Annotated in this window: 29 protein-coding genes and 1 tRNA gene; 8 read left to right on the top strand and 22 right to left on the bottom strand. The window is 70.3% G+C overall.

Annotation, left to right across the window (positions count from 1 at the left end):
• Positions 1–11: 11 nt before the first annotated feature.
• From IEX13_RS00370 to IEX13_RS00345, 6 genes are all read right to left on the bottom strand, one after another.
• Positions 12–87, bottom strand: a tRNA-Thr gene (locus tag IEX13_RS00370).
• Between the two features lie 32 nt (positions 88–119).
• Entirely contained in the window at positions 120–776 is a 657-nt protein-coding gene (locus IEX13_RS00365) for an SPOR domain-containing protein (protein WP_188659830.1), read from the bottom strand.
• Entirely contained in the window at positions 773–1,525 is a 753-nt protein-coding gene (locus tag IEX13_RS00360; RefSeq protein WP_188659829.1) for a type III pantothenate kinase, read from the bottom strand. Before IEX13_RS00360 ends, IEX13_RS00365 begins: the two co-directional genes overlap by 4 nt.
• The gene (gene birA / locus IEX13_RS00355; protein ID WP_188659826.1) at positions 1,522–2,487 is read right to left on the bottom strand and encodes a bifunctional biotin--[acetyl-CoA-carboxylase] ligase/biotin operon repressor BirA; all 966 of its coding nucleotides are present in this window, start codon (positions 2,485–2,487) and stop codon (positions 1,522–1,524) included. Before birA ends, IEX13_RS00360 begins: the two co-directional genes overlap by 4 nt.
• A complete protein-coding gene (gene plsY / locus IEX13_RS00350; protein WP_188659824.1) occupies positions 2,484–3,095 on the bottom strand; it encodes a glycerol-3-phosphate 1-O-acyltransferase PlsY in 612 nt (203 codons plus the stop codon). The genes birA and plsY overlap by 4 nt, the downstream gene beginning before the upstream one ends.
• Before the next feature lie 46 nt (positions 3,096–3,141).
• Entirely contained in the window at positions 3,142–4,947 is a 1,806-nt protein-coding gene (locus IEX13_RS00345; RefSeq protein ID WP_188659822.1) for a DegV family protein, read from the bottom strand.
• 154 nt (positions 4,948–5,101) lie between these two features.
• On the opposite strand from IEX13_RS00345, the gene IEX13_RS00340 reads away from it, so the two are divergent.
• Together IEX13_RS00340 and IEX13_RS00335 are read left to right on the top strand one after the other, a co-directional pair.
• Positions 5,102–5,356 (top strand): hypothetical protein, encoded by a 255-nt coding sequence (locus tag IEX13_RS00340; protein WP_188659820.1) that lies wholly within the window; start codon positions 5,102–5,104, stop codon positions 5,354–5,356.
• Between the two features lie 46 nt (positions 5,357–5,402).
• On the top strand, positions 5,403–6,164 hold the full coding sequence (locus IEX13_RS00335) for a M90 family metallopeptidase (protein ID WP_188659818.1): 762 nt from the start codon (positions 5,403–5,405) through the stop codon (positions 6,162–6,164).
• A 15-nt stretch (positions 6,165–6,179) separates the two neighbouring features.
• Here IEX13_RS00335 and IEX13_RS00330 read toward each other — a convergent pair whose 3' ends face one another.
• The 6 genes from IEX13_RS00330 to dusA form a co-directional block, all read right to left on the bottom strand.
• Positions 6,180–7,529 carry an ATP-binding protein gene (locus tag IEX13_RS00330; protein ID WP_188662914.1) on the bottom strand — a complete coding sequence of 450 codons (1,350 nt, stop codon included), beginning with the start codon at positions 7,527–7,529 and terminating at the stop codon, positions 6,180–6,182.
• Positions 7,530–7,574: 45 nt separating this feature from the next.
• Complete coding sequence (locus IEX13_RS00325) at positions 7,575–8,255, bottom strand: response regulator transcription factor (protein ID WP_188659815.1); 681 nt, start codon at positions 8,253–8,255, stop codon at positions 7,575–7,577.
• Between the two features lie 48 nt (positions 8,256–8,303).
• Positions 8,304–8,684, bottom strand: coding sequence for a hypothetical protein (locus IEX13_RS00320; RefSeq protein ID WP_188659813.1), 381 nt, complete (start codon positions 8,682–8,684; stop codon positions 8,304–8,306).
• Positions 8,685–8,813: 129 nt separating this feature from the next.
• Positions 8,814–9,725, bottom strand: coding sequence for an arginine deiminase-related protein (locus IEX13_RS00315; protein ID WP_188659810.1), 912 nt, complete (start codon positions 9,723–9,725; stop codon positions 8,814–8,816).
• Entirely contained in the window at positions 9,722–10,210 is a 489-nt protein-coding gene (locus IEX13_RS00310; protein WP_188659807.1) for a YbhB/YbcL family Raf kinase inhibitor-like protein, read from the bottom strand. The genes IEX13_RS00315 and IEX13_RS00310 overlap by 4 nt, the downstream gene beginning before the upstream one ends.
• 37 nt (positions 10,211–10,247) lie before the next feature.
• The gene (gene dusA, locus IEX13_RS00305) at positions 10,248–11,243 is read right to left on the bottom strand and encodes a tRNA dihydrouridine(20/20a) synthase DusA (RefSeq protein WP_188659805.1); all 996 of its coding nucleotides are present in this window, start codon (positions 11,241–11,243) and stop codon (positions 10,248–10,250) included.
• Positions 11,244–11,327: 84 nt separating this feature from the next.
• Here dusA and IEX13_RS00300 point away from each other — a divergent pair, with 84 nt between their 5' ends.
• Entirely contained in the window at positions 11,328–12,929 is a 1,602-nt protein-coding gene (locus IEX13_RS00300) for a Na/Pi cotransporter family protein (protein ID WP_188659802.1), read from the top strand.
• Positions 12,930–12,962: 33 nt separating this feature from the next.
• Here the strand turns inward: IEX13_RS00300 and IEX13_RS00295 are convergent, their stop codons facing one another.
• Positions 12,963–13,310, bottom strand: a complete 348-nt coding sequence (locus tag IEX13_RS00295) for a DUF6522 family protein (protein WP_188659799.1) — start codon at positions 13,308–13,310, stop codon at positions 12,963–12,965.
• 110 nt (positions 13,311–13,420) lie between these two features.
• Here IEX13_RS00295 and IEX13_RS00290 point away from each other — a divergent pair, with 110 nt between their 5' ends.
• A complete protein-coding gene (locus IEX13_RS00290) occupies positions 13,421–13,825 on the top strand; it encodes a group III truncated hemoglobin (protein WP_188659797.1) in 405 nt (134 codons plus the stop codon).
• A gap of 64 nt (positions 13,826–13,889) precedes the next feature.
• A complete protein-coding gene (locus IEX13_RS00285; RefSeq protein ID WP_188659794.1) occupies positions 13,890–14,663 on the top strand; it encodes an SDR family NAD(P)-dependent oxidoreductase in 774 nt (257 codons plus the stop codon).
• Between the two features lie 11 nt (positions 14,664–14,674).
• Here the strand turns inward: IEX13_RS00285 and IEX13_RS00280 are convergent, their stop codons facing one another.
• Both IEX13_RS00280 and IEX13_RS00275 read right to left on the bottom strand, forming a co-directional pair.
• A complete protein-coding gene (locus IEX13_RS00280; RefSeq protein WP_188659791.1) occupies positions 14,675–15,250 on the bottom strand; it encodes a hypothetical protein in 576 nt (191 codons plus the stop codon).
• Positions 15,251–15,318: 68 nt separating this feature from the next.
• The gene (locus IEX13_RS00275; RefSeq protein ID WP_188659788.1) at positions 15,319–15,798 is read right to left on the bottom strand and encodes a copper resistance protein NlpE; all 480 of its coding nucleotides are present in this window, start codon (positions 15,796–15,798) and stop codon (positions 15,319–15,321) included.
• A gap of 133 nt (positions 15,799–15,931) precedes the next feature.
• Here IEX13_RS00275 and IEX13_RS00270 point away from each other — a divergent pair, with 133 nt between their 5' ends.
• Together IEX13_RS00270 and IEX13_RS00265 are read left to right on the top strand one after the other, a co-directional pair.
• Positions 15,932–16,606 (top strand): energy transducer TonB, encoded by a 675-nt coding sequence (locus IEX13_RS00270; RefSeq protein ID WP_188659784.1) that lies wholly within the window; start codon positions 15,932–15,934, stop codon positions 16,604–16,606.
• 68 nt (positions 16,607–16,674) lie between these two features.
• Complete coding sequence (locus IEX13_RS00265; protein WP_188659781.1) at positions 16,675–17,442, top strand: MipA/OmpV family protein; 768 nt, start codon at positions 16,675–16,677, stop codon at positions 17,440–17,442.
• Here IEX13_RS00265 and IEX13_RS00260 read toward each other — a convergent pair.
• From IEX13_RS00260 to IEX13_RS00235, 6 genes are all read right to left on the bottom strand, one after another.
• Positions 17,427–18,173 (bottom strand): HAD family hydrolase, encoded by a 747-nt coding sequence (locus IEX13_RS00260; RefSeq protein ID WP_188659779.1) that lies wholly within the window; start codon positions 18,171–18,173, stop codon positions 17,427–17,429. The two genes, IEX13_RS00265 and IEX13_RS00260, sit on opposite strands and share 16 nt — an antisense overlap.
• On the bottom strand, positions 18,170–18,769 hold the full coding sequence (locus IEX13_RS00255; RefSeq protein WP_188659775.1) for a hypothetical protein: 600 nt from the start codon (positions 18,767–18,769) through the stop codon (positions 18,170–18,172). Before IEX13_RS00255 ends, IEX13_RS00260 begins: the two co-directional genes overlap by 4 nt.
• A 61-nt stretch (positions 18,770–18,830) precedes the next feature.
• Positions 18,831–19,709, bottom strand: coding sequence for a DMT family transporter (locus IEX13_RS00250; RefSeq protein ID WP_188659772.1), 879 nt, complete (start codon positions 19,707–19,709; stop codon positions 18,831–18,833).
• A 3-nt stretch (positions 19,710–19,712) separates the two neighbouring features.
• On the bottom strand, positions 19,713–20,150 hold the full coding sequence (locus IEX13_RS00245) for a hypothetical protein (protein ID WP_188659769.1): 438 nt from the start codon (positions 20,148–20,150) through the stop codon (positions 19,713–19,715).
• A gap of 108 nt (positions 20,151–20,258) precedes the next feature.
• Entirely contained in the window at positions 20,259–20,726 is a 468-nt protein-coding gene (locus IEX13_RS00240) for a DUF4124 domain-containing protein (RefSeq protein ID WP_188659766.1), read from the bottom strand.
• A 3-nt stretch (positions 20,727–20,729) separates the two neighbouring features.
• Positions 20,730–22,712, bottom strand: a complete 1,983-nt coding sequence (locus tag IEX13_RS00235; protein ID WP_188659763.1) for a S9 family peptidase — start codon at positions 22,710–22,712, stop codon at positions 20,730–20,732.
• A gap of 184 nt (positions 22,713–22,896) precedes the next feature.
• Between IEX13_RS00235 and IEX13_RS00230 the strand changes: the two genes are divergently transcribed.
• Positions 22,897–24,552: an ABC1 kinase family protein gene (locus IEX13_RS00230; RefSeq protein ID WP_188659760.1), complete on the top strand. Its 1,656-nt coding sequence runs from the start codon at positions 22,897–22,899 to the stop codon at positions 24,550–24,552.
• A 15-nt stretch (positions 24,553–24,567) separates the two neighbouring features.
• Here the strand turns inward: IEX13_RS00230 and IEX13_RS00225 are convergent, their stop codons facing one another.
• Positions 24,568–25,083 carry a DUF2059 domain-containing protein gene (locus tag IEX13_RS00225; protein ID WP_188659757.1) on the bottom strand — a complete coding sequence of 172 codons (516 nt, stop codon included), beginning with the start codon at positions 25,081–25,083 and terminating at the stop codon, positions 24,568–24,570.
• Positions 25,084–25,224 lie beyond the last annotated feature (141 nt).

Here is a 25,224-nt window from a genome sequence, read left to right as displayed (position 1 = left end):
GCGGGCCTCCCTGGTGCCGGCTCCCGGAATCGAACCGGGGACCTACCGCTTACAAGGCGGTTGCTCTGCCTGCTGAGCTAAGCCGGCTTGCCGGGGATTCTAGCGGGTTGCGCGCGCTGCTAGTCGCAATCGGCGACGCGGGACTCGACGCCGCGGGGCTGGCCCAGGGCCGCCGACCAGTCCAGGCCCGGTTCGGACACCAGGTCGATCCACCACTGCGTGGCCTGTTCGGTGCGCGGTTCGAGCCGCGGGTTGAAGCCCTGGGCGGTGATCTCCTCGCGCCGCTTCTCGGCATTGGCCAGTTCGTTGAACAGGCCCAGGGACACCGTGTTTTCCTGGTCGCCGGCGGTGACGACGTAATAATCGCGCACGCCGCGGGCGGCCAGCTGGCGGGCGGCCGCCAGCGCCTCCTCGCGACTGGCCGCGGCAGGGAGGAACACGCGGTAGCCGCGCACTTCGGTGGCCGGCACTTCCCGGTACTGGATGCGCGCCGCCAGAGGCGTAAGCGCGTTCATCGCGGCGCGCAGCTCCGCGGGCGTGCCGAATGGACCCAGGCTCATGCAGGCCGGGCGCTCGGGCATGGGCAGCGGCACGCTGGCCAGGTCGGCGGCATCGGGCGCCGCGGGAAGTTCGGCCTCGCCCAGCAGCACCAGGCCACCGACGCCGGTTTCAAGCGACGGCGGCGGCGTTTCCACCGGTGCCTGGTGCACCCACCACCACAGGCCCACCGCCAGGTTCATGCAGGCCAGCAGCACCACGATGCTCCGGGTGATCATCGTTCGCTTGCTCCGACCGTGGCGGCGTATACCGCCAGCCCTTCAAGCACCAGCGCCGGCGCCGGCACGACCTCGATTTCCAGCGCGGCGGCGAGGCGTTCGCCGCCGCCGCCACCCATCAGCACCGTCGGCGCCTGCCCCAGCAGGCGCGTGGCTTCGCGCTGGCAACGTTCGACCAGGCCGGCGGCCGCGCCCAGGCTGCCGCCGGCCAGGGCGTCGGCGGTATCGGTGGCGAAGGCATGGGCTTCCCCGCCGGCGAAGGCCAGGGCCGGAAAGCGCGCCGCCAGCGCCGCGCGCATGTGTTCGGGGCTGGGCGCGATGACGCCGCCGCGATGCTGGCCGGCGGCATCGAGCAGGTCGACGGTGAGCGCGCTGCCCGCCGACACCAGCAGCCACGGACCCGGCCCGCGCGCATGGGCGCCAAGCAGCGCCAGGAAGCGGTCCACGCCCAGGCGCGAAGGTTCGGCGTAGGCGATGCGCACGCCGGCTGCTTCGGGCAGGGTGCGCACGCGCTGGGCCGGGCAACCCTGCCGGGCCAGCTGTTCGGCGACGACGGCCGTGGTTTCCGAGCTGGCGACCGAGGCCAGCCAGCAGGTGTCGCCAGGGCGCAGCTGGTCCAGCCAGGGCTGCAGCGTGGCCGGGAAGTCGGTGGCCCCGTGCGACCAGGCCTGCACCGGGCCCAGTTCGCCGGGCCGCGGCCAGGCGGCCACCTTCAGGCGCGAGTTGCCGAGGTCGAGCAGCCAGTTCATGCGGCGCGCAGGCTGGTTTCGCCGGCGTGGCAGCGGCGTTCGCCGTCGGCGGTGCGCAGGCGCAGGGCGCCTTCGGCGTCGATGCCCAGCGCGATGCCGTCGACCGGTCTGCCGCCTTCGTCCAGTCGCACCGCGCGCCCGGCCAGCAGGTCCAGGCGCGCCCAGGTCGCCTGCCAGGGCGCCAGGCCTTCGGTTTCAAAGTTCGCCAGCAGCGGCACCAGCGCGTCGAGCAGGGCGATGCAGAGTTCGCCGCGGCCTGGCGGGTTTGCCGACAGCGAAGCCAGGTCGCACCAGGGCTGGTCGATGCCCGCGCCGGCCGGGGCCGGCATGGCCACGTTCAGGCCCAGGCCAACGACCACCTGCAGCGGCCCGGCGGCGTCGCCACGCAGTTCCACCAGGATGCCGCCGAGCTTGCGGCCGTCGGCCAGCAGGTCGTTGGGCCATTTCAGGCCGACCTGTTCGAAACCCATTGCGTGCAACACCTGGGCGGTGGCGGCGCCCACGGCCAGGCTCAGGCCCTGCAGCGCGCCGATGCCGGCGTCGAAGCGCCGCGACAGGCTGAGGTAAACATGTGCCGCAAGGGGTGACGCCCAGGCGCGGCCGCGCCGGCCGCGGCCGGCGGTCTGGCGTTCGGCCAGCCAGGCCTGCACCCCGGACGGCGGCGCCGGATGGCGCAGCGCTTCGGCGTTGGTCGAATCGATTTCAAAGCGCAGTTCGAGCCCGGCCAGCAGGTCGCGGGTGGCCGGCGCCAGGCCGGCCTGGATGGCCGCGGCATCGAGCAGGTCGGGCGCATGCGCCAGCGCGTAACCGCGTCCCGGCAGGGCCAGCACGTCCACGCCGGCCGCACGCAGGGTTTCGATGCGCTTCCAGACCGCGCTGCGGGTGATGCCCAGTTCGGCCGCCAGCGCCGCCCCGGAAGCCGGGCCCCGGGCCAGGCGCGCCAGCAGCGCCCGGTCGCTCATGCCCGGCCCCGGCGCAGCAGGCGCGCGCGTTCAAAGCGGGGTTCGACCCCGGCGCGCAAGCGCGCGAGGTTGCTGCGATGGGTGAACACCAGGAACAGCGCGATCGCCAGCGCGAACACCAGGCGTTCGGGTCCGGCGTCGGTCGCCAGGGCCAGCGGCACCAGCATCGCACCGGCCAGGATCGTGGAGAGGCCCACGTAACCGCTGGCCACCAGCACCAGCAGCCAGGCACTGATCATCACCACCACCGCCAGCGGCCACAGCACCAGCAGCACGCCGACCAGCGTGCCCGCCCCCTTGCCGCCGCGGAACCCGTGGAAGACCGGATAGACGTGCCCCAGCACGGCCGCGCCGGCCGCGGCATACGGCAGCCAGGCGAGACCGCCGCCAAGCCGAAGCGCCAGCCAGGCCGCGAGGGCCCCCTTGCCGACGTCGACAAGCACGGTGCCCAGGGCGAACTTCCAGCCCTGGGTGCGCAGGGCATTGGTGCCGCCGGCGTTGCCGCTGCCGAGCTGGCGGATGTCGACGCCGCGCAGCTTGCCCAGCAGCAGGCTGCCGGACAGCGAACCGAGCAGGTAGGCGACGAGGAGAAGGATCAGGACGAGCATGCCGGCATTATGGGCCACGCCCTGCGTGATCGTCAGGCACGATCGGTCAGGCCGGCTGCACGGACACCACCAGCGCCCCGGGGCCGGCGTGCGCGCCGACGGCCGAACCGGTTTCGACCAGCCAGGATTGTTCCGGCGACAGGCGCTCGCGCAGCGCGTCGAGCACCCGCTGGCCATCTTCCGCGGCGTCGCAGTGGCCGACCATCAGGCGCAGCTTGCCGGCGGGAACCCGTCGGGCGACATAGGCCGCGTATCGCTCCGGCACGCGGTCCTTGCCAAACAGGCCGCCGACCACGCCCAGCCGTCCGCTTGGCTTGACCCTGGCAATCGGCGTCAGGCCCAGCCACTGCACCGGCGCCTTGGCCCAGGCGGGAATGCGACCGCCGCGCACCGCGTGGCTTATGTCGCGTGCCAGCGCCCAGGTGAGCGTCAGCGGCTTGAGCCGCGCCAGTTCGGCCAGGATCCGTTCCGCGCCGGCGCCTTCGGCGGCCAGTTCAGCCGCACTCAGCACCAGCAGGCCTTCACCGGCCGAAGCATTGCCCGTGTCGAAGACGTGGGTGCGGTCCGGGTGGCCGCGCTGCGCGGCCGTTTCCGCCGACTGCAGGGTGCCGGAAACCGCGCGCGACAGGCCGACGTAAACCAGTTCGCGATGGTGGGAGAGCAGGAATTCGAACTGCCGGCGGAAATCGCCCGGCGGTGGCTGGCTGGTGCGCGGCAGGACCATTTCGCTGCGCATCTTGCGGTAGAACTCCGCGGTGGAAAGGCCAACCTTGTCCAGGTAGTCCTGGTCACCGAAGTTCACCCGCGCCGGCACCATGTGTACGTTCAGCCGGCTCATTTCCTGCTCCGGCAGGTCGGCGGCGCTGTCGGTGATCACCGCCACGCCGGCGGCGCCGGCGGCGGTGCGCGCCTGGGCGTGCATGTCGTCGGCCTTGGTGCTTTCCACGCGCCCGAACCGGGCCGCGGCTTCGAACAACTGGCTGGGTGCGGCCACGTGCGCATGCAGGCGCAGGCGCGAGCTGCTGCCGGCGATCACCACGCAGGAGGCGCCCAGGTCGCCCACCGCCGCGCGCAGCGCGGCCCGGTCCAGGCCTTCGCCCACCACCAGGCATTCGCTGCACCAGCGGTGTTCGGGGTCGGCATCGGCCAGTTCGCCGTGGGCTTGCGCCGCCTCGAGGTCGCCGGGCAGGTCTTCGGCAACCCCGCTGGCGTCCACGGCGCCGGAGGCGATGAAGTCGTGGATGCCCTCGAGCAGGTCCACGAACCCCTGCGCGCCCGCGTCCACCACACCGGCCCTGGCCAGCACCGCCAGCTGGGTGGGCGTGGCGGCCAGGGCCTGGCGGCTGCGCTCGAGCGCGCGCCGGAACCAGTCGCCGAGATCATCGTCGGCCGCCGGCTCCAGGCCATCGGCAAAGGCGCTGATGACGCTCAGGATCGTGCCTTCCTTCGGGTCGGAAAGCGCCTGCCTCGCCGAGGTCGCGCCGGCCCGCACGGCCCGGGCCAGGGCGGCGGCCTCCAGCGCACGGGCATCGCCCGCCGCTTCGGCCACGCCGGTGAGGAACTGGGCCAGGATGGCGCCCGAATTGCCCCGGGCCCCGTCCACCGCGTCTTCGCCGACCCGGCGCAGCAGGTCGCCGGCACCCTGCCCGCGACGGCTCAGCGCGCCGGTCAGCACGCCGCCGAGGGTGAAGGCCAGGTTGCTGCCGGTGTCGCCGTCGGGCACCGGGAAGACGTTGATCTTGTTGAGCAACTCGCGCTGGGCGATGACCCGCCGGGCACCGGCGATCAGGGCGCGACGCAGGGCCGGGCCGCGGATCAGGGGTTGCGGGAAAGACAGGGTCGCGGCGTTCATGTGCCGCGGGAGTCTGCCCGAAGCGGCGGACTTGTCCATGCTGCAATGCGGCAAAAGCGGTACTGGCGGCTGGCCGCCCGGGGAGTAGAATCGGCGGCAACCATCCGGCACCCCCGCGCATCCATGGGGGTGTCCCGTCCTGCAGGTGTCGCCCATGCTCCGGTTCGTGCTCAGCCTCAGCCTCGTCTTCGCCACCGCCCTGGTCCAGGCCTCCGAACCCGCGCCTGCCGCTGCGGAACCGGGCACCTGCGCCAAGGCCGCCGGTCCCGCCGAAAAGCCGGCCGAAGCGACGGTCGCCGAACCGGCGGCCACGCCCGGCGCCACCTCGCCGGTGCGTCCGCGTAGCAGCGGCGCCTCCGGCCGCCCGGCACCACGCTGGAACTCGCTGCTGCCCGGCATGATCCGCTGACCCCGGACCCCTTGCCCGGCGCCCGCCGCGCCCGCAGTCTGCGGGCATGAAATCCCTGTTCCGCCGCCTCCGTGCCGCCACCGCGCCGCCGAAACTTTCGGACGCACAGCGTGACGAGCTGACCCGCGCCCTGCCCTTCCTGGTCCGGCTGCCTCCTCTCCGCCTCGAACGACTGCATGGCCTGGTGGCGCGCTTCCTTGACGAAAAAACCATCACGCCGCTGCAGGGCCTGGCGCTGGATGACGGGCAGCGCCTGCAGCTGGCCGGACTCGCCTGCCTGCCCCTGCTGGAGTTCGGCGCCGAAGGCCTGCACGGCTGGCGCCAGGTGCTGGTGTACCCGGGGGCGTTCCGCGTGCAGCGCCGGCACCACGACGAAGCCACCGGCGTGGTCGCGGAATGGGTGGACGAACTGTCCGGCGAAGCCTGGGACCAGGGTCCGCTGGTGCTGAGCTGGGACGACATCCAGGCCGAACTGGCCGAGCCCGAGGATGGCTACCAGCTGGTGGTGCACGAGATGGCGCACAAGATAGACATCCTCGACGGCGCCATGGACGGCACGCCGCCGCTGCCGGCGGCCTGGCAGCGCGAATGGGCGCGCGATTTCCAGGCCGCGTACGAAGCGTTCTGCCGGCGCGTGGACGACGGCGAGGAGACGCCGATCGACCCGTATGCGGCGGAAGCGCCGGAAGAGTTCTTCGCCGTGGCCAGCGAATACCACTTCAGTTCACCGGCGCTTCTTGCGCGGGAAATGCCCGCGGTGGCCGCGCACCTGCAGCGTTTTTACGGCCAGTCGCCGATCCCGGGCTGACCCTTTCGAGGGTTCCTAGAACGCCGGCGGGATGCGCACCGAGAAGCGGGCGCCGCCGAGCTCCGCGGACCGCGTGACCCGCAGTTCGCCGTGGTAGGCGGTGACGATGTCCTGCACGATCGCCAGGCCGATGCCATGGCCATGCACGCGTTCGTCGCCGCGCACGCCGCGCTGAAGCAGTCGCTCGACTTTTTCGGTCGGGATGCCCGGGCCGTCGTCGTCCACCGTGAAGTTGACGCCGGCGCGGCGATCCGGCGGCGCCGCTTCGACCGACACGATCAGCAGCACGCGCTTGTCGGCCCACTTGAACGCATTCTCCAGCAGGTTGCCCAGCAGTTCCTGCAGGTCGCCCAGTTCGCCGTGGAAACGGGCGGCGGGGTCGATCTCGAATTCGCACAGCACGCCGCGGCCGGCGTACACCTTTTCCAGGCCCGCGACGATCTCCTCGGCGCGCGGCTCGATCTCGATCGGCGCCGAATACAGCGCATGGCCGGTGCGTGCGGCGCGGGTGAGCTGGTAGGACACGATCTCGTTCATGCGCTGCACCTGGGCGGCGACTTCTTCGCGCAGCTGCTCGTGGCTGGCGTCGGCATCGAGCCGTGAGCGCAGCACCGCCAGCGGCGTCTTGAGGCTGTGCGCCAGGTCCGAAAGCGTGTTGCGGCTGCGGTCCAGGTGCATGCGTTCGCTTTCGATAAGTGAATTGATCGACCGGGTGATCGATTCGAGTTCGCGTGGATGGATTTCCGAAAGCCGCTGCGATTCACCCTGGCGCACGCGACCCAGTTCACGCTCGACGTTGCGCAGCGGCAGCAGGCTCCAGCGCAGCACCAGCAGCTGCACCATCATCAGCACGAACGCGGCCAGCAGCAGGTTGCTCCACAGCGCGCGCCGGTAGATCCGAACCTGGTCTTCGATCTGCTGGGCGTCTTCGAACACGCTCAGGGTCAGCGGGATGTCGCCCGACGCGGATTCCCAGATGATGCCGAACGAATAGGCGAAGACCGAATTCTCCATGCCATCGGAATCGACGATCGTCAGCGGCCCTTCGAAGCGCCGCTCGTTCATTTCAAGCAGCTCCACCGGCGGCATCGATCGACCCAGCGTGGACGCGGAGTCCCAGGTGACGCCTTCGCCGCGAATATTGGCGTACAGGCCGCTGCCGGGCGACAGCAGGCGCATGTCGGGCGGGATTTCAGGGGAAATGAAGCCGCCGATGCGGTCCACCTCGCCTTCCTGGATATAGGCGTTGGCGAGGTTGGCCAGGCGTTCGCGCAGGCCGTACTGGGCGGTGGCCGCGAAGGCACGGTCGAGCGCCAGGCCCGTCAGGCCAAGGAAGGCGACCAGCGCAAGGCTGGCCGCCAGCATCTGCCGGGCCTGCAGCGACAGCGTGCGCCAGATGCGCACGCCGGTTTACTCGTCGCGCGGGATGGCGAAACGATAGCCGCGGCCGCGAACGGTCTCGATCGGCTTGATCTCGCCTTCCGGGTCGAGCTTCTTGCGCAGTCGGCCGATGAAGACTTCGAGCACGTTCGAATCGCGGTCGAAGTCCTGCTGGTAGATGTGCTCGGTGAGGTCGGCCTTGGAGACCAGTTCCCCGGCGTGCAACATCAGGTATTCGAGCACCTTGTATTCGTAGCTGGTCAGGTCGACGCCGGAGCCGTTGACGCTGACGGTCTGGGCCGAGAGGTCCAGGCGCACGGGACCGCAGTCGAGCGTGGGCTTGGACCAGCCGGCCGCGCGGCGCAGCAGGGCGTTCATGCGGGCCAGCAGCTCTTCGACGTGGAAGGGCTTGACCAGGTAGTCGTCGGCACCGGACTTGAGGCCCTCGACCTTGTCCTGCCAGCTCGAACGTGCGGTCAGGATGAGGATCGGGAACTTCTGGCCCGCCTCGCGCAGCGCCTTGACCAGGTCCATGCCCGACATCTTGGGCAGGCCCAGGTCGATCACGGCGATGTCGAAAGGCACTTCCTTGCCGTGGTAGAGACCTTCTTCGCCGTCACCGGCGGTATCCACGGCGAAACCTTCGCGCTTGAGTCGCGCGGCAAGGGTCTCGCGCAGCGGGGCTTCATCCTCGACCAGCAGAACGCGCATGGCGTCTCCTTCAACAGGGGAACGACCCGGGGGGGGTCAGGACAGGGTTTATTCGTCGCGACGGCGCGAAGCCTGGGTATCGGGCTCGCGGACTTCAACTTCGGGGGTTCGCGCGCGCGGAGCGGGCTGGGCGGCACGGTCGCGCAGCATCAGGCTGCGGCGGTCGGTGCGCGGGGGCGTACGGTCTTCGGTCGGCCGGCGGTCGTGCAGCACCCGCACGCGGCCTTCGGGGGTCAGTACCTTGATCCGGTAGACGTCCTGGCCGCCGCGCTGGATGCGCTCGGCGCGCAGCACCCGGCCGCCGTCACGTTCCACTTCGCGGATGCGTTCGCCCACCTCGGTGCGCTGCGCACGGGCTTCTTCGGCCCAGGCGGGCAGCGCCAGCGCGACGATGGCGATCAGCAGCAGGGGGCGAAGGGCGTTCAGCATCGGCGGGAGGATAGCTCCGAGTGGGGTGACCGGCTAGCCGGACGACGGGGCAGAGTCTGGTCGCCGGGCGGTGAATCCGGTATGAACCCTAATTACGTCAATAACTTGTACCTGAACAATCCGGCCCTGTCAGTAAATTTCGGCGACGCAGCAGCGCAGCGAGCCGCCGGCCTTCTCGATCTCGTCCAGCGGCACCGGGGCCAGCTCGAAGCCCGCCGCGGCCAGCACGGCCTTCTGGTCTGCCGTCAGCGCGGCGGCCCCGGCCAGGCTCATCCGCACCCGGTCATCGCGCAAGGCGATGCAATTGCCGGCGAAAGCCGCCTTCTGGTCCGGCGACAGCAGCAGGACGTGGGGGGCGTACAGCGCCGCCAGGACCTGGACCACCGCCGGTTCGGCGAAGCCCGAGGGCGCGATGACCAGGGCGCGCCCCGCCAGCACGCTCATCACCACGTTGGCGTGGTATTCGCCCGCGGCCAGGTCGAACAGCAAGGTGCCGCGCAGGCCCAGCGCCGCGTGCAGCGCGCGGGCGCCGGCTTCGTCGCAGCGCTCGCCCAGGCCGGCGTAGGCCAGGCCGCGGGCGCGGTCGATCACCACCGAGCCGGTCAGCTCGCACACCCCGGGCTGCTGGCGCAGGTCGGCCTGTTCGTAGCCAAGCAGGTCGGTGAAGAAACCGCGGATATCGGGCCGTTCGGCCTCGCGCTGGCGCACCGGATGGCGCATGCGCCCGACCAGCAGCCGGCCCGGAGCGGTGGCGAAGGCGTTGTTCGGGAACAGGCCATCGGGCGCGGCCGGGTCACCGGGGAAACACAGCACCGGCAGGTCCCGGGCCAGCGCCGCCTGCAGCGCCCGGTGCTGGGCCGAGGCCCGCGCCGGGTCCACCGCCACCGACAGGTCCATGTACGCATTGTCGCTGGCCGACTGTTCGGCCAGGGCGAACCCGTCGGGCGCCACCAGGAAGGCGGCGCGCGCGCAGGCCGGCCCGAAGTCGGGCGCGAGGCCGCGGGCGAAATCCAGGAAGGCCCGCGGGTCGCGCGTGATCATCCCTGGCCCCGGTTTTCGTAGGTCGCGGTGATCGAAGCCTTGGCCAGGGTGTGGAAATGCAGGTTGAAGCCGAACACGGCGCCGGAGTCTTGCGGCCCCACGTCCAGTCGTTCGGTGTCCACCGCGAACACGGTGAAGATGTAGCGGTGTTTGCCATGGCCGGGCGGCGGCGCGGCGCCGCCATAGCCGGGGCGACCGAAATCGGTGCGGCCCTGCACGGCGCCGGCGGGCAGGTCATGGCCTTCGGGCGCACCCGCGCCGGCGGGCAGTTCCCGGGTGTCGGCCGGCAGGTTGGCGACCGTCCAGTGCCAGAACCCCGACCCCGTGGGCGCGTCCGGGTCGAAGCAGGTGATCGCGAAACTTTTCGTGCCTTCCGGTGCGCCGGTCCAGCGCAGCTGCGGCGAGGTGTCGCCCATGGCCTTGACGTGCAGGTCCGGCAGGGTGTCGCCGTCCTGGAAACTGGCCGAGCTGAGTTTGAATGCCATGTCGGGATCCTCCGTGTGGCTGCGTGGGACGCCCATGCTAGCCGGTGCGGGTGGCCTCGAGCGCGCGCTCGACCAGCGACCAGCCGGCGCCGGCGCGCGGCGCGCCTTCGCTGAGCACCTGCCGGAACAGCCTGCCGCCCGGCTGGCCGTGGAACAGGCCCAGCCAGTGCCGAGACTGGTGTTTGAGCGCGATGCCGCGCGACAGGCAGTCCTCGACGTAGGGGCGCATGGATTCGAGCAATTGCGCGCGCGTCCGTGGCGGCAGCGTCGACGCGAACAGGGCGCGATCCATCAGGTGCAGGCGATAGGGCTCGTGGTAAGCGGCGCGGCCGATCATCACCCCGTCCACCTCGGGCATCACCGCCTGCACCTGCTCGAGCGTTGCCAGGCCACCGTTGATCTCGATGCGCAGATCGGCGCGCTCGCGCTTGAGGCGGTAGACCCAGTCGTAGCGCAGTGGCGGGATCTCGCGGTTTTCCTTCGGGCTCAGGCCCTGCAGCCAGGCCTTGCGCGCGTGCACCACGAAATGCGTGCAGCCAGCCGCGGCGACGCCATCGACGAAGGCGCGGAAGACCTCGTAGTCCTCCATCTCGTCCACGCCCAGCCGGCACTTCACCGTCACCGGCACATGCGCGGGCGCGGCGGCGATCATCGCGGCCACGGCGTCGGCGACCAGGGCCGGCTCCTTCATCAGGCAGGCACCGAAGCGCCCGGCCTGCACGCGGTCGGACGGGCAGCCGACGTTGAGGTTGACCTCGTCGTAGCCCCAGTCGGCGCCGATGCGGGTGGCTTGCGCCAGGTGGCCGGGATCGGAGCCACCGAGCTGCAGCGCAACCGGGTGTTCGACCGGGTCAAAGCCCAGCAGGCGCTCGCGGTCGCCGTGGATCACCGCCTGGGCGTGCACCATTTCGGTGTACAGGCGCGCATGCGGCGCCAGCAGCCGGTGGAAGACGCGGCAATGCCGGTCGGTCCAGTCCATCATCGGAGCGACGGACAGGCCGTGCGTGGCGGGATCGTAAGGCTGGCGCGACATGGCGGCTCGGGTTTCGTGGCGCCGCGAAGGATACACGCCCGGCGCTATGATCGCGGCAGGGCCGGCAGCGGCCAGGGAGCCGTGATGATCGAAGGCATCGGTATCGGCGTGTTGTTCGGTGGCATCGGGCTCTTCCTGCTCGGCATGCTGCTGATGACCGACGGCCTCAAGCAGGTGGCCGGCCCCGCGCTGGGACGGGTGCTCACCTCTTCCACGCAGACCCGGTTCCGGGGCCTGGCGTCGGGAATGATGGTGACCGCCGCCGTGCAGTCGTCCAGCGCCGTCACGGTGGCCGCGATCGGCTTCGTCAATGCCGGACTGCTGACCTTCTCGCAGTCACTGTGGGTGCTGTTCGGCGCCAACGTCGGCACCACGATGACCGGCTGGCTGGTCGCGCTGGTGGGTTTCCAGATCAAGGTCGAAGCGGCGGCACTGCCCTTGATCGGGCTTGGCATGGCCTTGCGGCTGACGGGCGCGGGAACGCGTCGTGCGGCCGTTGGCACGGCGCTCACCGGCTTCGGCGTGTTGTTCCTGGGCATTGGCTTCCTGCAGCAGGCGTTCGCGCTTGATGGCGATGCGCTCGATCTGTCCGGCCTGGGCGGCGGCCTGCTGTCGGTGCCGGCCTACCTGCTCGCCGGCATGCTGCTGACGGTGCTGATGCAATCCTCCAGCGCCTCGCTGGCGGTCACCCTGACCCTGGCCCACTCCGGGGTGGTCACGCTCAACGAAGCGGCCGCGATGGTGATCGGCGCCAACATCGGCACCAGCGTCACGGCGATCCTGGCTGCCATCGGCGCCACGCCCAACGCCAAACGCGCCGCCAGCGCCCACGTGCTTTTCAACCTGCTGACCGCAGTCGCGGCGCTCGGCCTGCTGCCGTGGTTGCTCAAGGGCGTTGACCTGCTGGGCGGACTGTTCGACCTGGAAGGGTCGCCGGCCATCAGCCTCGCCCTGTTCCACACCGTCTTCAACGTCCTTGGCGTGATGCTGATGTGGCCCCTGGCCGACCGCATGGCCGCGCAGCTCAAGCGGCGCTTCCGCAGCCACGACGAATCCCGGGGTGAACCGCGCTACCTCGACCAAAACGTCGCCTCGGTGCCGTCGCTGGCAGTGGATGCGCTGCGCCGCGAGATTTTCCGGCTCGGCCGCAAGGCCCTGTCGGCGGCCCATGCCGGCATCGCCCGCCTTGCCGGCCAGCCCCCGGCCGACGTGGACGGCGGCTACGAACGCCTGGGCCGCGCGATCCAGGACTTCGTCGCCGGGTTGGGCCGCTCCTCGATGTCCGGCAGCAGCGCCGGGGCGCTGGCCACCCTGCTGCGGGTGCAGCACTACTACGACAACTGCCGCGAACAGGCGGAGGGGATCGCCGGGGGCCGGCAAGCGGTCACCGCCCTGGCCGATCCGGCCCTGAAGCAGCAGCTGCTGGCGCTGGTGGCCGAGGCCGACGAACTGCTCGTGCAGCTCGATCCCGCGCACGCCCCGTTCGCGCCCCTGGCCCAACACCAGGCAGCACGTTTCGAATCCCACTACGAAGCGCTCAAGGCGAACCTGCTCGCCGCAGGCGCGGACGGCCGCCTCGGCATCGAAGCCATGGACGCGCTGCTGCGCAGCTTCAGCGCCTTGCGCCGGACGGTGCAGCAGGCCGCCAAGGCCGCCCGCCTGCTCGACCAGCTTTCGCCCGGCTGATCCCTCGGGCCCGAAGCCCGGCCCGCCGCCGTGTCAGCCGCCGCCGGCCGCATCCACCACGGGCTGGCCGCCGGCGTCGGTGACCAGGCGGAAGCGCTGCTTGCCAAAGTAGAAGGTGAACCGGAAAAGGCCCGCATCGTCGCCGGTGCCGCGTTCGCACAGGGTGGCGATGCGGCGGTCGGCGACCATGGCCGGCACCTGTTCCGGCTCCAGGCCCAGGCCCTGGGCGATCAGCCGGGCATCCACCTCCACAAGGCCGGGTGCCGGCGCCGTTTCGGCGGCGTATCCAGGCGCCGCCGTGTCCACGCCGGCGGCGTCCAGCGCCTCGCCCACGCCGCTGAGCGCGTGGGAGTCGAAGTCGTTCCATTCGATGGTGGTCATGGCGGCCCTCCTGGCATGGGGCCCATCCTGGCGCCCGCGAACCGCGGTTTCCCTGACCTGGGTCAGCCGCGGGACAGGGCCCGCCGCTGCGCGGCCGGTACCATGGCGGCATGCATCGTGCGCAAACCCTGGATGAAAGCTCGCTGGCCGGCCTGGTTGACCGCTTCTACGACAAGGTCCGCGCCGACCCCGCCCTGGGTCCGGTCTTCAACGCCGCCGTGCACGACTGGCCGGCGCACAAGCACCTGCTGACCTCGTTCTGGTCGTCGGTGGCGCTGGGAACCCGCAGCTTCCGCGGCAACCCGATGGCCGCCCACCGCGCCCAGCCGGGCATCACCGCGGCCCATTTCACCCGCTGGCTGCAGCTGTGGCGCGAAACCACCGCCGAACTCTTCGAACCCGGCCCCGCCCAGGCGCTGCAGTCTCATGCCCAGCGCATCGGCGAAAGCCTGCAGTACGGCCTTGGCATCAGGCCGGGCGTGCACGACCTGGGCCTGCCGATGCGCGCGGACTGACTTGCGTCAAAATCCTGCCGCCGAATCGGGGCACACTGGACCCTCCAAGCCACGGAGCAAGACCATGGACCGCGTGAAAGGCAAAACCTGCATCGTCACCGGCGCCGCGCTGGGCATTGGCCGCGCCTGCGCCGAACGCCTGGCCGAAGAAGGCGGCGCGGTGGCCGTGTTCGACCTGCACGACGCCGAAGGCGAGGCCGTCGCCGCGAGCATCCGCGAACGTGGTGGTCGCGCCCGCTACTGGCATGTTGATGTCAGCGACGAGGCGGCGGTGAAAAAGGCCGTGGACGAAGCGGCCGCGGAATTCGGCGGCGTGCACGTGCTGGTCAACAACGCCGGCATCTCCGGCTCGACCAAGCTCACCCACGAAATCTCCGAAGCCGAGTGGGACAAGGTGCAGGCGGTGAACGTCAAGGGCGTGCTGTTTTGCTGCAAACACGCCATCCCGCACCTCAAGGCCGCCGGCGGCGGCAGCATCGTCAATCTTTCATCCATCTACGGCCTGGTCGGCGCCCCGGACGTGCCCGCCTACCACGCGTCCAAGGGCGCGGTGCGGCTGATGAGCAAGACCGACGCCCTGTGTTACGCGGCCGACCGCATCCGGGTCAATTCGGTGCATCCGGGCTACATCTGGACCCCGATGGTGGAAGGCCACCTCAAGGCCAGCGGCGCCACCGACCTCGAGGCTGCCCGCAAGGAGGTGGGCGCCCTGCATCCGCTGGGCCACATGGGCGACGTGGACGACATCGCCTGGGGCGTGGTCTACCTGGCCTCGGACGAATCGAAGTTCGTCACGGGCGCCGAACTGGCGATCGACGGCGGTTACACCGCGCGCTGAAATCGCGCCGGTCAGCGGCCCTTGCCGTTGCCCTTGCCCTCGTTGCCCTTGCCCTTGTTGCCCTTGTCGGGCTTGCCGCCACCCTGGTCGCGGGCCTGCGGCGGACCGGCGTCACGACCGCCCTTGGGGCCGCCGGACGCCTTCGGGCCACCGCGACCGTGCAGGCGCTCGTGGCCCTTGCCGACCCGGCCCTTGAGCGCATGGAAGGCGGACGAGCCGGGCTTGATGCCCAGTCGCTGCGCCACCACGCCCCAGCCCTGGCCACGGTTGCGGTCGTAATAGTCGACGACTTCCAGGCACGGCCGGCCCAGCTGGCTGGCCAGCGCGCAGGCGAAGTAGATGTCACCCGGCGCCCAGCCGCGGTCGTAGTACAGCTCGCGCACCAGCGGGCGGGGCGCGCCGAAGCCGCCGACGACGTCGTCGATGAAGCCGTTGGGATTACCGCGCCCGTAGGTGTTGATGTCGCCCAGCCGGGTGTCCACCCAGACATCCCCGGTGCGCGGGCTGAAGCCGATGGTGACGGCCTGCGCGCCGGCCGCGGCGACCAGGCCGAACAGGAACAGGGTGATCAGCAGTTTGTTCTTCATGGCGGACTCCTCGAGATTCTTGTCCCGGCGCCGATTGTGACCGGCCCGGGTGAACGCGGAAGAAACGGTCAGATGCGCTGCAGCCGGTGGCCGACGGCATCGGCGCGTGGCGCGCCCTGGGCATCGAGCAGTTCAAGGCTGCCATCGGGCTGCAGTTCGAACCAGTGGTCGGCGCCTTCCGGGTCGATCCGGAACACGATGGCCGGGCCGGCGTCGCCGCGCTGCCGCACCTGGCGCCAGGTGCCGGCCAGGGTGAATACATTGCCGTCGTCGGCGCCAAGGAAGGTTTCTTCCAGCTCGAAGTCCTGGCCACCCTGGTCGTCGCGACGCAAGGTGAGGCGGGTCTGGATGCCGCTGCAGTCGCTGCAGGGCAGCACGCCCTGCCAGGTGCGCACGAAGGCTTCCCGGTCCGGTGGCGCCAGCCCCGAAAGCGGCGCGGGCTCGTCGTCGGGCAGCGCCGGTTCGCCGGGATCCGCGCCGCAGGCGGCCAGGGCCAGCAGCAGCGCGAAAATGAACGACAACTTACCGAAGGACGTGATCGAAGCCATGGATCGCATCCTAACGCTTGCGCGCCGCTACGGCGCAGGCGCACCTTCAAGCCATACGACGGACGGCGATCGCCAACCCCATCGACGGCGCCGGCACGTTCAAGACCCTGCCACCCACCGAAGGAGGTGCCCCATGGTCCGTAGCCTGCCGTCGTCCCACTCCACCCCGCCCTGGTCCGGCCTTGATGGCAAGCGCATCGCCGGCACCAGCCTGGCGATCAGCGTGCACGTCGTGGTCCTGGGCGTGCTGATGTTCCCGATGAACTGGCAGCCGCCCGCCGAACAACCGCGCCGCGAATCCGTGCCGGTGCAGTTCGAACGCCTGCCCGAGCGCGAAATCCCGGTCACCGTGCCGCCGCCGCGGCAGCCGGTCGAGCGGCCGGTGGAGCGCCCCAGCACGCCCCAGCAGCGCGTGCAGGACACGCCGGTGCCGGTGGCCGACGACACGCCCGTGTTCGACCAGGGCGAGATCGAAGCGCCCCCCGTCGCCGACAGCGGCGCCGAGACCACCAGCTTCGATCCGGGCCAGCCGTCGGTCGCGGTGCTTGCCTACGACGTCGCGCCGGCACCGCGCTATCCGCGGCCCTCGCTGATCGCCGGCCACGAAGGCACGGTGGTGCTGCGGGTGCTGGTGGACGCTACCGGGCAGCCGGTCGAGGTGTCCATCGAAGAAAGCAGCGGGCATCGCGCGCTCGACCGGGCGGCGCGGCAGCAGGTGCTCGAGCGCTGGCGCTTCCACCCGACCCAGCGCGGCGGCCGGCCGGTGGCTGCCTACGCGCTGGTGCCGATCGTGTTCAGCTTGCCCTGACGCTGGACAATCACGCCGGATCGACGGATCGTCACCCACAGTGACGATTCGTTGATCCGGAGTACTGCATGTCCCCACGCCGCCCCCTGTCCGCCGCGCTCGTCCTTGCCCTGGCGCTGACCGTCGCGCCTGCCCTGGCCCAGGACGCAGCGGAGGCCGAGCCGCGCTGGACCCTGGGACTGCTGGCGATCGATCGCGACGCCCCCTATCGCCAGCTTGACGAAGACCTGCTGGTGGTGCCGCTGGTGCGCTTCGAGGGTGAACGTTTTTACCTGCGCGGCCTGCGTGGTGGCGTCGTACTCGCCCGGGACGGCGGCTTCGAGTTCGGTGCCTTCGTCCAGGGTCGCGGCGACGGCTACGAGGCCGCCGACTCCCCGTACCTGGCCGGCATGGACGACCGCGATTTTTCCCTCGACGTGGGCCTGGCCGCCAGCTGGCGGGTGAAGCGCGTAGGCCAGTTCGAAGCTTCACTGGCGACCGACATGCTCGACCGCAGCGGTGGCCAGGAGGCCGCGCTGTCCTGGACAGGGCTGGTGCGTGCGGGCGGCTGGCGGCTGCTGCCGGGTGCGTCGCTGGCCTGGCAGAGTCGCGACATGGTTGACTACTACTACGGCGTTCGCACCGGCGAAGCCCTCGTCGGCCGGACGGCGTATTCGCCCGGCTCGGCGCTGTTCCCGGAGATTTCGCTGCTGGCCACGCGCCCGCTGGGCGAACGCTGGGAGTTTTTCGCGCGCGCCGGCCACACCTGGCTGCCGTCGGAAGTCACCGACAGCCCCGTGGTGGACCAGGATGGCCGCATGTCGGTGATCGTGGGGCTGGGTTACACCTTCGACTGACGCCAGCGCGACTCGAGCAGGCCGATCGCCGCGGGCACCTGCGCGGCGGTTTCCACCGTTTCCATGTGGCTGGCGTGGCCGGGTTCCAGGCCGTGCTCGAGCTCGTGCGCCCAGGTCACGTGGTAGGGCATGTGCACGCCCCACCCGCCCAGGCGCAGCACCGGTTCGATGTCCGAACGCAGCGAATTGCCGACCATCGCGAAATCGTGCGAAGCCAGCGAGAATTCACCCAGCACGCGCCCGTAGGTGGCGGCGTCCTTTTCGGAAACGATCTCGATGCGCTGGAACAGGTCGGCCAGGCCACAGGCGCGCACCTTGGCTTCCTGGTGGAACAGGTCGCCCTTGGTGATCAGCACCACCGGCCGGTCCCGCGCGACGGCCTCGACCGCGGCGCGGATGCCGGGCAGCAGGTCGACGGGATGCGCCATCACCGCCTTGCCCAGTTCAACGATGCGGTGGATGTCGGCCGCGGCGATGCGCTCGCCGGTCAGCGCGATGGCGGTTTCGACCATCGAAAGCGTCATGCCCTTCGCGCCGTAGCCGAACAGCTTGATGTTCCGGCGCTCGGTGTCGAGCAGGCGTTCGTGCAGGCCGGCGTCGGCCAGGTCCACGTATTTGCCGACGATGGCCTCGAAATCGGCGTGCGCGGCGCGGAAATAGCCCTCGCTGTGCCAGAGCGTGTCGTCGCCGTCGAAACCCACCAGGCCAAAACCCATTCGCGCAGGCCTCATTCGGTGATCGGCTGGTCCAGCGTCGGGTCGCTGCCGCCGATGATGACGCTGGAGATGCGCATCGCGTAGATGGCATCGTGTCGCTTGCCGAAGATCTGGTCGGTGCTCTCGGCCAGGGCTGGGCCGGCACCACCCTGCATCACGTAGCTGGCGCATTCGGCGCCGAGCATCGAAGACGCTTCCCGGCGGTGGTTGCCCAGGCCCTGCCCGGTGATGCGCTGGGGCTGGTCGCCCAGGGCCACGATGGCTCGCACCTGCGTTTCCGGACCGGGGCGGATATGCCAGGCGGTGGCTTCCGGGGCCGTCAGCAGCAAGGCCACCGGGCCGGGCACGGCGATATCCACGCGGCGGATCACTTCACGCCCCGGCTCGGCGTCGGCCACCGGCGCGGCGCCGTCCACCACGAACAGGCGCGCGCTGATCGGCAGCCTCAGGCCATCGACCCGGCACGGACCCCAGTCCCGCCCCGCCGGGGCCGGCGCCGACTCGACGCCGGCAGCCGTTGCCACTTCGGTCTCCGGGGCGGGATCGTCGCCGCCGCAGGCGGAAAGCAGGCAAGTGGAGGCCAGGACGGCAAGCAACAGGCGTGGCGACATGTGGGGGGATCCTTGGAACGGGGGTGCGGGAAGCATAAACCCTTGGGTCCCGGCGGCGGGTTCAGGTGGCGCGGCGGCGCCCCAGCACGCGCTCGCGATGCACCATGTAAAGGCCGCTGGCGACGATGATGCCGGCGCCGAAGAAGGTCCAGCGGTCGGGCAGCACGCCCCAGATCACCAGGTCCAGGCCCAGGCCCCAGGCCAGCGCGCTGTATTCGAACGGCGCCACCACCGAAGCTTCGCCGGACCGGAAGGCTTCGGTGATCGCCACCTGGCCCAGGAAACCGGTGACGCCGACGCCGGCGATCACCCAGGCATCGGCCATCCGCAGCGGCACCCATCCCGGCAGGGCCAGCAGCGAGGCGCCGACCGCGGTCATCGCCAGCATCCAGAACACCATGGATTGGCTGCTGTCGGTCCGGTGCAGTACCCGCACCATGATGGCCGACAGCGAATAACCCGCCGCCGCCGCCACAACGGCCAGCCCGGCCCAGCCGAACAGGCCTTCGCCGGTGGGGCGCAGCACCACCAGCACGCCGACCAGTCCGACGGCGATCGCGGCCCAGCGCCGCGGCCCGACGTGTTCGCCCAGCATCGGCACCGACAGCGCGGTGATCAGCAGCGGCGCCACGAAGAAGATGGTGTAGGCGGTGGTCATCGGCATCTGCCGCAGCGCGAAGGCGAATGCCGTGAGCATCATGATCGACAGGCCGGCGCGCAGCAGGTGCAGGGGCCAGCGGATCTTCAGCAGCCCGACCAGCGTGCCCGTGGCGATCACCCAGGCCACGACCAGCGGCAGGCCGGACAACCCGCGCAGGGCCGCGACCTGCATCGGCGGGTAGTGGCCGGCCAGCTGCTTGAGGCCGCCGTCCATCAGCGAAAAGAAGCCGACGGCAAGCAGCATGGCGACGATGCCGCGGAGGTTGGAAGGGCTGGACATTCGTCATTGTCGCGCAGTTCCCGGGGAGCGGGCACAGGCGCGGGCAACCCTGGCGTCGAGCTCGGATCGTTGCTGGAAATCGAGCTTGTTCCAGAGCCGGTCACGCAGGTCGTCGGCTTGCCGGCGCGCCTTCTCGCAGCGAAGCCGGCGCGCCTGTGCCGTGCCGGCCCCGTGCGCGCGGGCCTTGCCGGCGGCCGGCGACGGCCGGCGCCGCGCCTGGCCACGGTCAGGCCCCGCCGCGGGCGGCGCCGACGCCGTGCGCGGGCGCGGCGCGGACTCGGCCTTGACCGGCTGCACCCAGGCCTGGTGGCTGCCATCGGCGCAGGGCAGCGTCTGGTAGCTGACGGCGCCGGAGGCGGCCACGCACTTGCGCAGCTCGGCGGTGGGACCGGCGGCCGACAGCAGCAGGGCCGGGAAAAGGATCACGGACGGGATTCGCATGGCAGGCTCCGGGCGGAGGTGCCAGTGCAGCGCACAAGGGCGTGCCGGCGCATCCGCGAAAGCACCCGCCGACGGGCCCGAAATCAACGCACCTGCGGCGCCGGGAATTCAGGAGTCGTAGACGTTCGCGCACTGGGCAACCACCCAGGCGCGAAGCTCGGCCCGCTGGGCCTCGGTCAGGCGCAGCCACTGTTTCTCCAGCACCGACTCCGAGAACTCATGCGCCTGGGTGCATTCGCTCTTGCGACGCGGACTGCCGGCGGCCTCTTCGGCGCGGGCCTGGGCCTCGGCCTGCAAGCGCTGTTCCTCGGCCAGTCGCGCGGCCTCGGCCAGCCGCGCTTCTTCGGCCGCCCGCCGCGCCTCGGCTTCGGCCAGGGCGGCGCGCGCGGCGAGCTCTTCGACGCTGGGCCCGGGCTCGGGCGTCGCATCGCGCTTCCATACCTGGGTGCTGCCGGCCGGACAGGGTTCGGACAGGATGCTGACCGCCCCCTGCGCGTCGGTGCACTTGAACAGGGACTCGGCCGCGGCGGGCGCGGCCGCGGCCAGGCAACACAGGGCAAGGGCGAACCGGCGCATGGCTTATTCCGCCGCCGCCGGTTCGGCCGGCGTGCCGCCCCGCAGGTGGGTGTCGAGGAAGGCAAGGATCCGGCCGTAGCCTTCGATCTGGTTCTTCTTCTTGGAAAAGCCGTGGCCCTCGTCGTCGAACACGACGTACTCCACCGGCACGCCGTTCTTTTCGACCGCGGCGACAATGTCGTCCGACTCGGGCTTGATCACGCGCGGGTCGTTGGCGCCCTGCAGCACCATCAACGGCACGTCGATCTTGTCGGCGTGGAACAGCGGCGAGGTTTCGATCAGGAAATCACGCTGCGTTTCCGGGTTGCCGATTTCCTGGTACAGCGCCTCGCGGAAGGACTCCCAGTACGGCGGGATCGATTCAAGCGTGCGCAGCCAGTTCGAGACACCGAAGATGTTCACGCCCACCTTGAACTCGCCCGGCTGGAAGGCCAGCGCCGAAAGCACCATGTAGCCGCCGTAGCTGCCGCCGATGATGCCGATCTTCTCGTCGTCCACGTAGTCCAGGGTCTGCAGGTACTTCTTGGCCTCGACCGTGTCCCACAGCGGCTCGCGCCCGTGCTTGCCGTCGTCGGCGGCGAAGAAGGTCTTGCCGTAGCCGGAGCTGCCGCGGTTGTTGATGCCCAGCACCACGTAGCCGTGGTTGGCCAGGTACTGGATGAGCGCCGAATGCGCGCGCGTGGTCTGGCCGCCCGGGCCGCCGTGCACCCACACCAGCGCCGGCGCCGGCTGGTCGGCGCTGGCCTGGTGCGGTTTCCACAGGATGTTGGGGATGGTCATGCCGTCGAAACTGTCGAAGCGCACCACGCTCGAATCCACCAGGTCGGCCGGATCGATCGCCGGGTTCAGCGAAGTCGTGAGCTGGGTCGGCTCGCCGCCGCCGGCCAGGTCGAGCACGTAAAGGTCGTTGGGCTGGCGGTCGCCGTTGAGGTAGAAGGCCAGCTTGTCCTCGGAGCGCGAGACGCGCAGGTTGCGCACTTCGCCGGCGGGGAAATCCGGCAGCGCGATTTCTTCGCCGCTGGCAGTGTTGAACAGCTGCACGCCGGTGCTGCCGTCGATGTTGGTGGCCACGGCCAGGTAGGTGCCGTCGTGCGAAAGTGCTGCATCGACGATGTCCCAGTCGGCCGAACGCACCGGTTCGTGTTCCCAGGACTGCAGGTTCACTCGGCGCAGCGCGGCGAACTCGCCCTGGTCGTTGGCCGTGTAGTACAGCCACTGCCCGTCCGGGCTGAAGGCTTCGGCCGCGAACTGCGCCTGGCCTTCGTGTTCGGACACCTTGGTCAGCTTGCCGGTGGCCAGTTCGACCACGTGCAGGTCGCTGTCGTTGGTGGTGTGGGTCTGGCCCAGCGCCAGCCAGCGGCCATCGGGCGAGATCTCGCCGGGCTCGTAGCCGAGGTCGTTCTTGTAGATGAGTTCGCGCTCGTAGTCGTCGGCGTCGTAGCGGTAGACGTCGAAGAATCGCGGATCGCGCTCGTTGCTGATGACGAAGAAGGACGCGCCGTCGTGGCTGAAGCCCATCAGGCCGGCCTTGAGGTTTTCGCCCGGGGTCAGGTCGCGTTCGCTGCCGTCGGCTTCGATCACGTAAAGGTGGTCGAGCTCGTTGCCACCCTGGTCGCGGCTGACCAGCACGCGGTCGTCCTTGGGGAAGAACGCTTCGGCGTAGACGTTGTCGGTGTCCGATGTCGTGACCGCCGTCCATTCGCCGCCACCCACCGGCATCGTGTAGGCATTCCAGACGCCGGACTTGTTCGACGAGAACAGGATGCGCGACTCGTCGGCGCTGAAGGAGGCGCCGCCGACGCCGATGGATTCGACGAACTCTTCGATGGCGTATTGCCGGGAGGGGCGCACCGTGGCGTTTTCCTGGGCCGCGGCGCTGGCGCCGGCCTCCGTGGCCGGTTCCGGCGAACGCTGGCAGGCCGCCAGGCCCAGCGACAGGGAAAGGGCGACGGCGAGGGTGAGGCCGGTACGGCGCAAAGCGGGCATGGGCGGGGCTCCAGGGGCGTGAAGGCCCCAATCTACGCCGCCCGGCCGGGGCCCGCGAGTGGCTGGCGGACGCCGCTGGCCCCCGCGAACCTGAACGAAGGCTTCGGGATGCTTTGAATCATTCAGCCTGAACCGGCCAGCATCGTCGCATCCGCCGCCCCGTCGGCCTCACCGGAGCCCCCCGATGTCCGAGGCAAACCGCCTGGCCGCGATCAGCGCCTTCCTGCTCAAGCACCGTGCTTCCCCGGTTTTCCGGCCGCGCCACGACCAGCCGGCCGGCATCGAACCCGAAGATGCCAGCGAAAGCGCCGAGGCCTTCACCCACGACCTCGAGGCGCTGGGACCGACCTTCGTCAAGATCGGCCAGATGCTGTCCACGCGGCCCGACCTGGTGCCGCCGGACTACCTGCTGGCGCTGTCGCGGCTGCAGGACCACGCGGCGCCCACGCCGCTGGCGGACATCACCCGTTCGATCGAAGAGCAGCTTGGCCAGCCCATGAACAAGCTCTTCGCCGAATTCGACCCCGAGCCGGTGGGGACCGCTTCGTTCGCGCAGGTGCATCGCGCCAGGCTGCCCAGCGGCCGCGACGTCGCCGTCAAGGTACAGCGCCCCGACCTGGCCGCCCTGGTGGACACGGACCTGGCGGCGGTGGAGCGGCTGATCCGCTCGCTGGGCCTGGTCAGCCGCGCCGGCGAGCGCTACGGCTTCATCGACTGGCTCGACGAGTTCCGGGCCACTGTGCGTGCCGAACTCGACTACCGCCAGGAAGCCGACAACCTCGACACCTTCCACGCCCGCCTGGCCGACTACGACCGCATCAGCGTGCCGCGCCCGGTCTGGGACTACACGCGCCGCCGCGTCCTGGTGATGGACTACGTGGAAGGCATCCAGGTCACCGCCATCCCCGACGTGCTGCGCACCGAGATCGACCTGGTGCCGCTGGCGAACGACCTGGGCAAGGCCTACCTGGACCAGGTGTTCGTGCACGGCCTGATCCATGCCGACCCGCACCCGGGCAACGTCAAGCTGACGCCGGACCATCGCCTGGTGCTGCTGGACCTGGGCATGGTTGGCTACGTGCCGCCGCGGCTGCGCGACCAGCTGCTCAAGCTGATCGTCGCGACCATCGATGGCCGCGGCGAGCAGGCCGCCGAAACCTTCATCCACATGGGCACGCGGCTGGAGGATTTCGACGAAGCGCGGTTCTCGCGCGAAACGGCGCGCCTGGTCGCGCGCTTCTCGAGCGCAAGCACCTGGACCGAATCCGAGGGTGGCTTCCTGCTGACGCTGGTTGAACTGGGCGCCCACTGCGGCCTCAAGCCCCCGGCCGAGCTGACGCTGCTCGGCAAGACCCTGCTCAACCTCGAGTCGGTGATCCTGGCCCTGGACCCGGACGCGTCCCTGCGCGAAGTCCTGCGCCGCCACATGCACGACATGCTGCGCGAGCGCACGCTGGGCACGCTTGACCTGGGGCGCCTGGCCACCGAGGTGCTCGAAGTCCAGGAACTGGTGCGCGAGGCGCCCCAGCGACTGTCGGTGCTGCTGCGCACCCTGGCCGACAACCGCTTCCGCGTGCACGTGGCCGGTCTCGAGGAATCACACCTGATCGAAAGCATGCAGAAGATCGCCAACCGCATCACCGCCGGCGTCATAGCCGCGGCGATGGTGGTAGGCGCCGCGCTGATCATGGACATCCGCACGCCGCACACCTTGCTGGGCTACCCGGCGCTGGCGCTGGTGATGTTCCTGGTGGCGGTGATCCTGGGCGCGGCGCTGGTGGTCAGCTCGTTGCTGGGCGACCGTCGCGCGCGCCCCAAGGCGGAGAAGGATCCGCTCTGAGGCGCGCGTCCGCGATCAGCCTTCGGGCTGGGCCGCGGCTTCCTTCTTGAAGATGGCCTGCAGCTCGGCCTGCATGCGCGGCATGATTTCCTGCGCGCGGCGCTGGCCGATCTGCATCGTCGCCTGCATCAGCGCCGGCTGCTTGGCCAGCAGCGAAGCGCCCTCGGGGGAGCGGTAATAGGCCACCGCGGCATCGATCTCGGCATTGGTCAGCTGTTCCTCGAACAAGGCGCTGATCTCGGGCGCGATCGACTCCCAGGCCATGGCCTCGAGCATTCCCTTCTTGGTGACTTCGTGCGCGGCGCGGGCGCGTTCAAGCGACTCGCCCTCCAGGTTGTGCTGCTGCACGCCCTGTTCGAAGCCCTGGTCCATCATCTGCGACATCACGACTTCCATCTGCGCGTAGTTTTTTTCCACCTGCATGACGTCGAGGTACTCGGCAACCTTGGCCTTGTCCGCGGCCAGGGACAGGCCCGGCAGCGCCAGCAGCGTGGAGAGGGCAAGCGCGGCAAGGCAGTGGCGATGATTCATTCGTGTCTCCAATTTCCGGGGGGATGAATCGCCAAGTTAACCGAATGCGCGCCTCTAACGCGAGATTCAGGCGCGTGGTCGTAGGGTGGCAGTTGCTGCAGGAATGAATATTCGCCGAAACAAGAGATCACCCTGCAGCGT

It is taken from the genome of Arenimonas soli, from assembly GCF_014643775.1.
GTDB classification, from domain to species: domain Bacteria; phylum Pseudomonadota; class Gammaproteobacteria; order Xanthomonadales; family Xanthomonadaceae; genus Arenimonas; species Arenimonas soli.
This window is presented reverse-complemented; position numbering and strand designations above follow the sequence as displayed.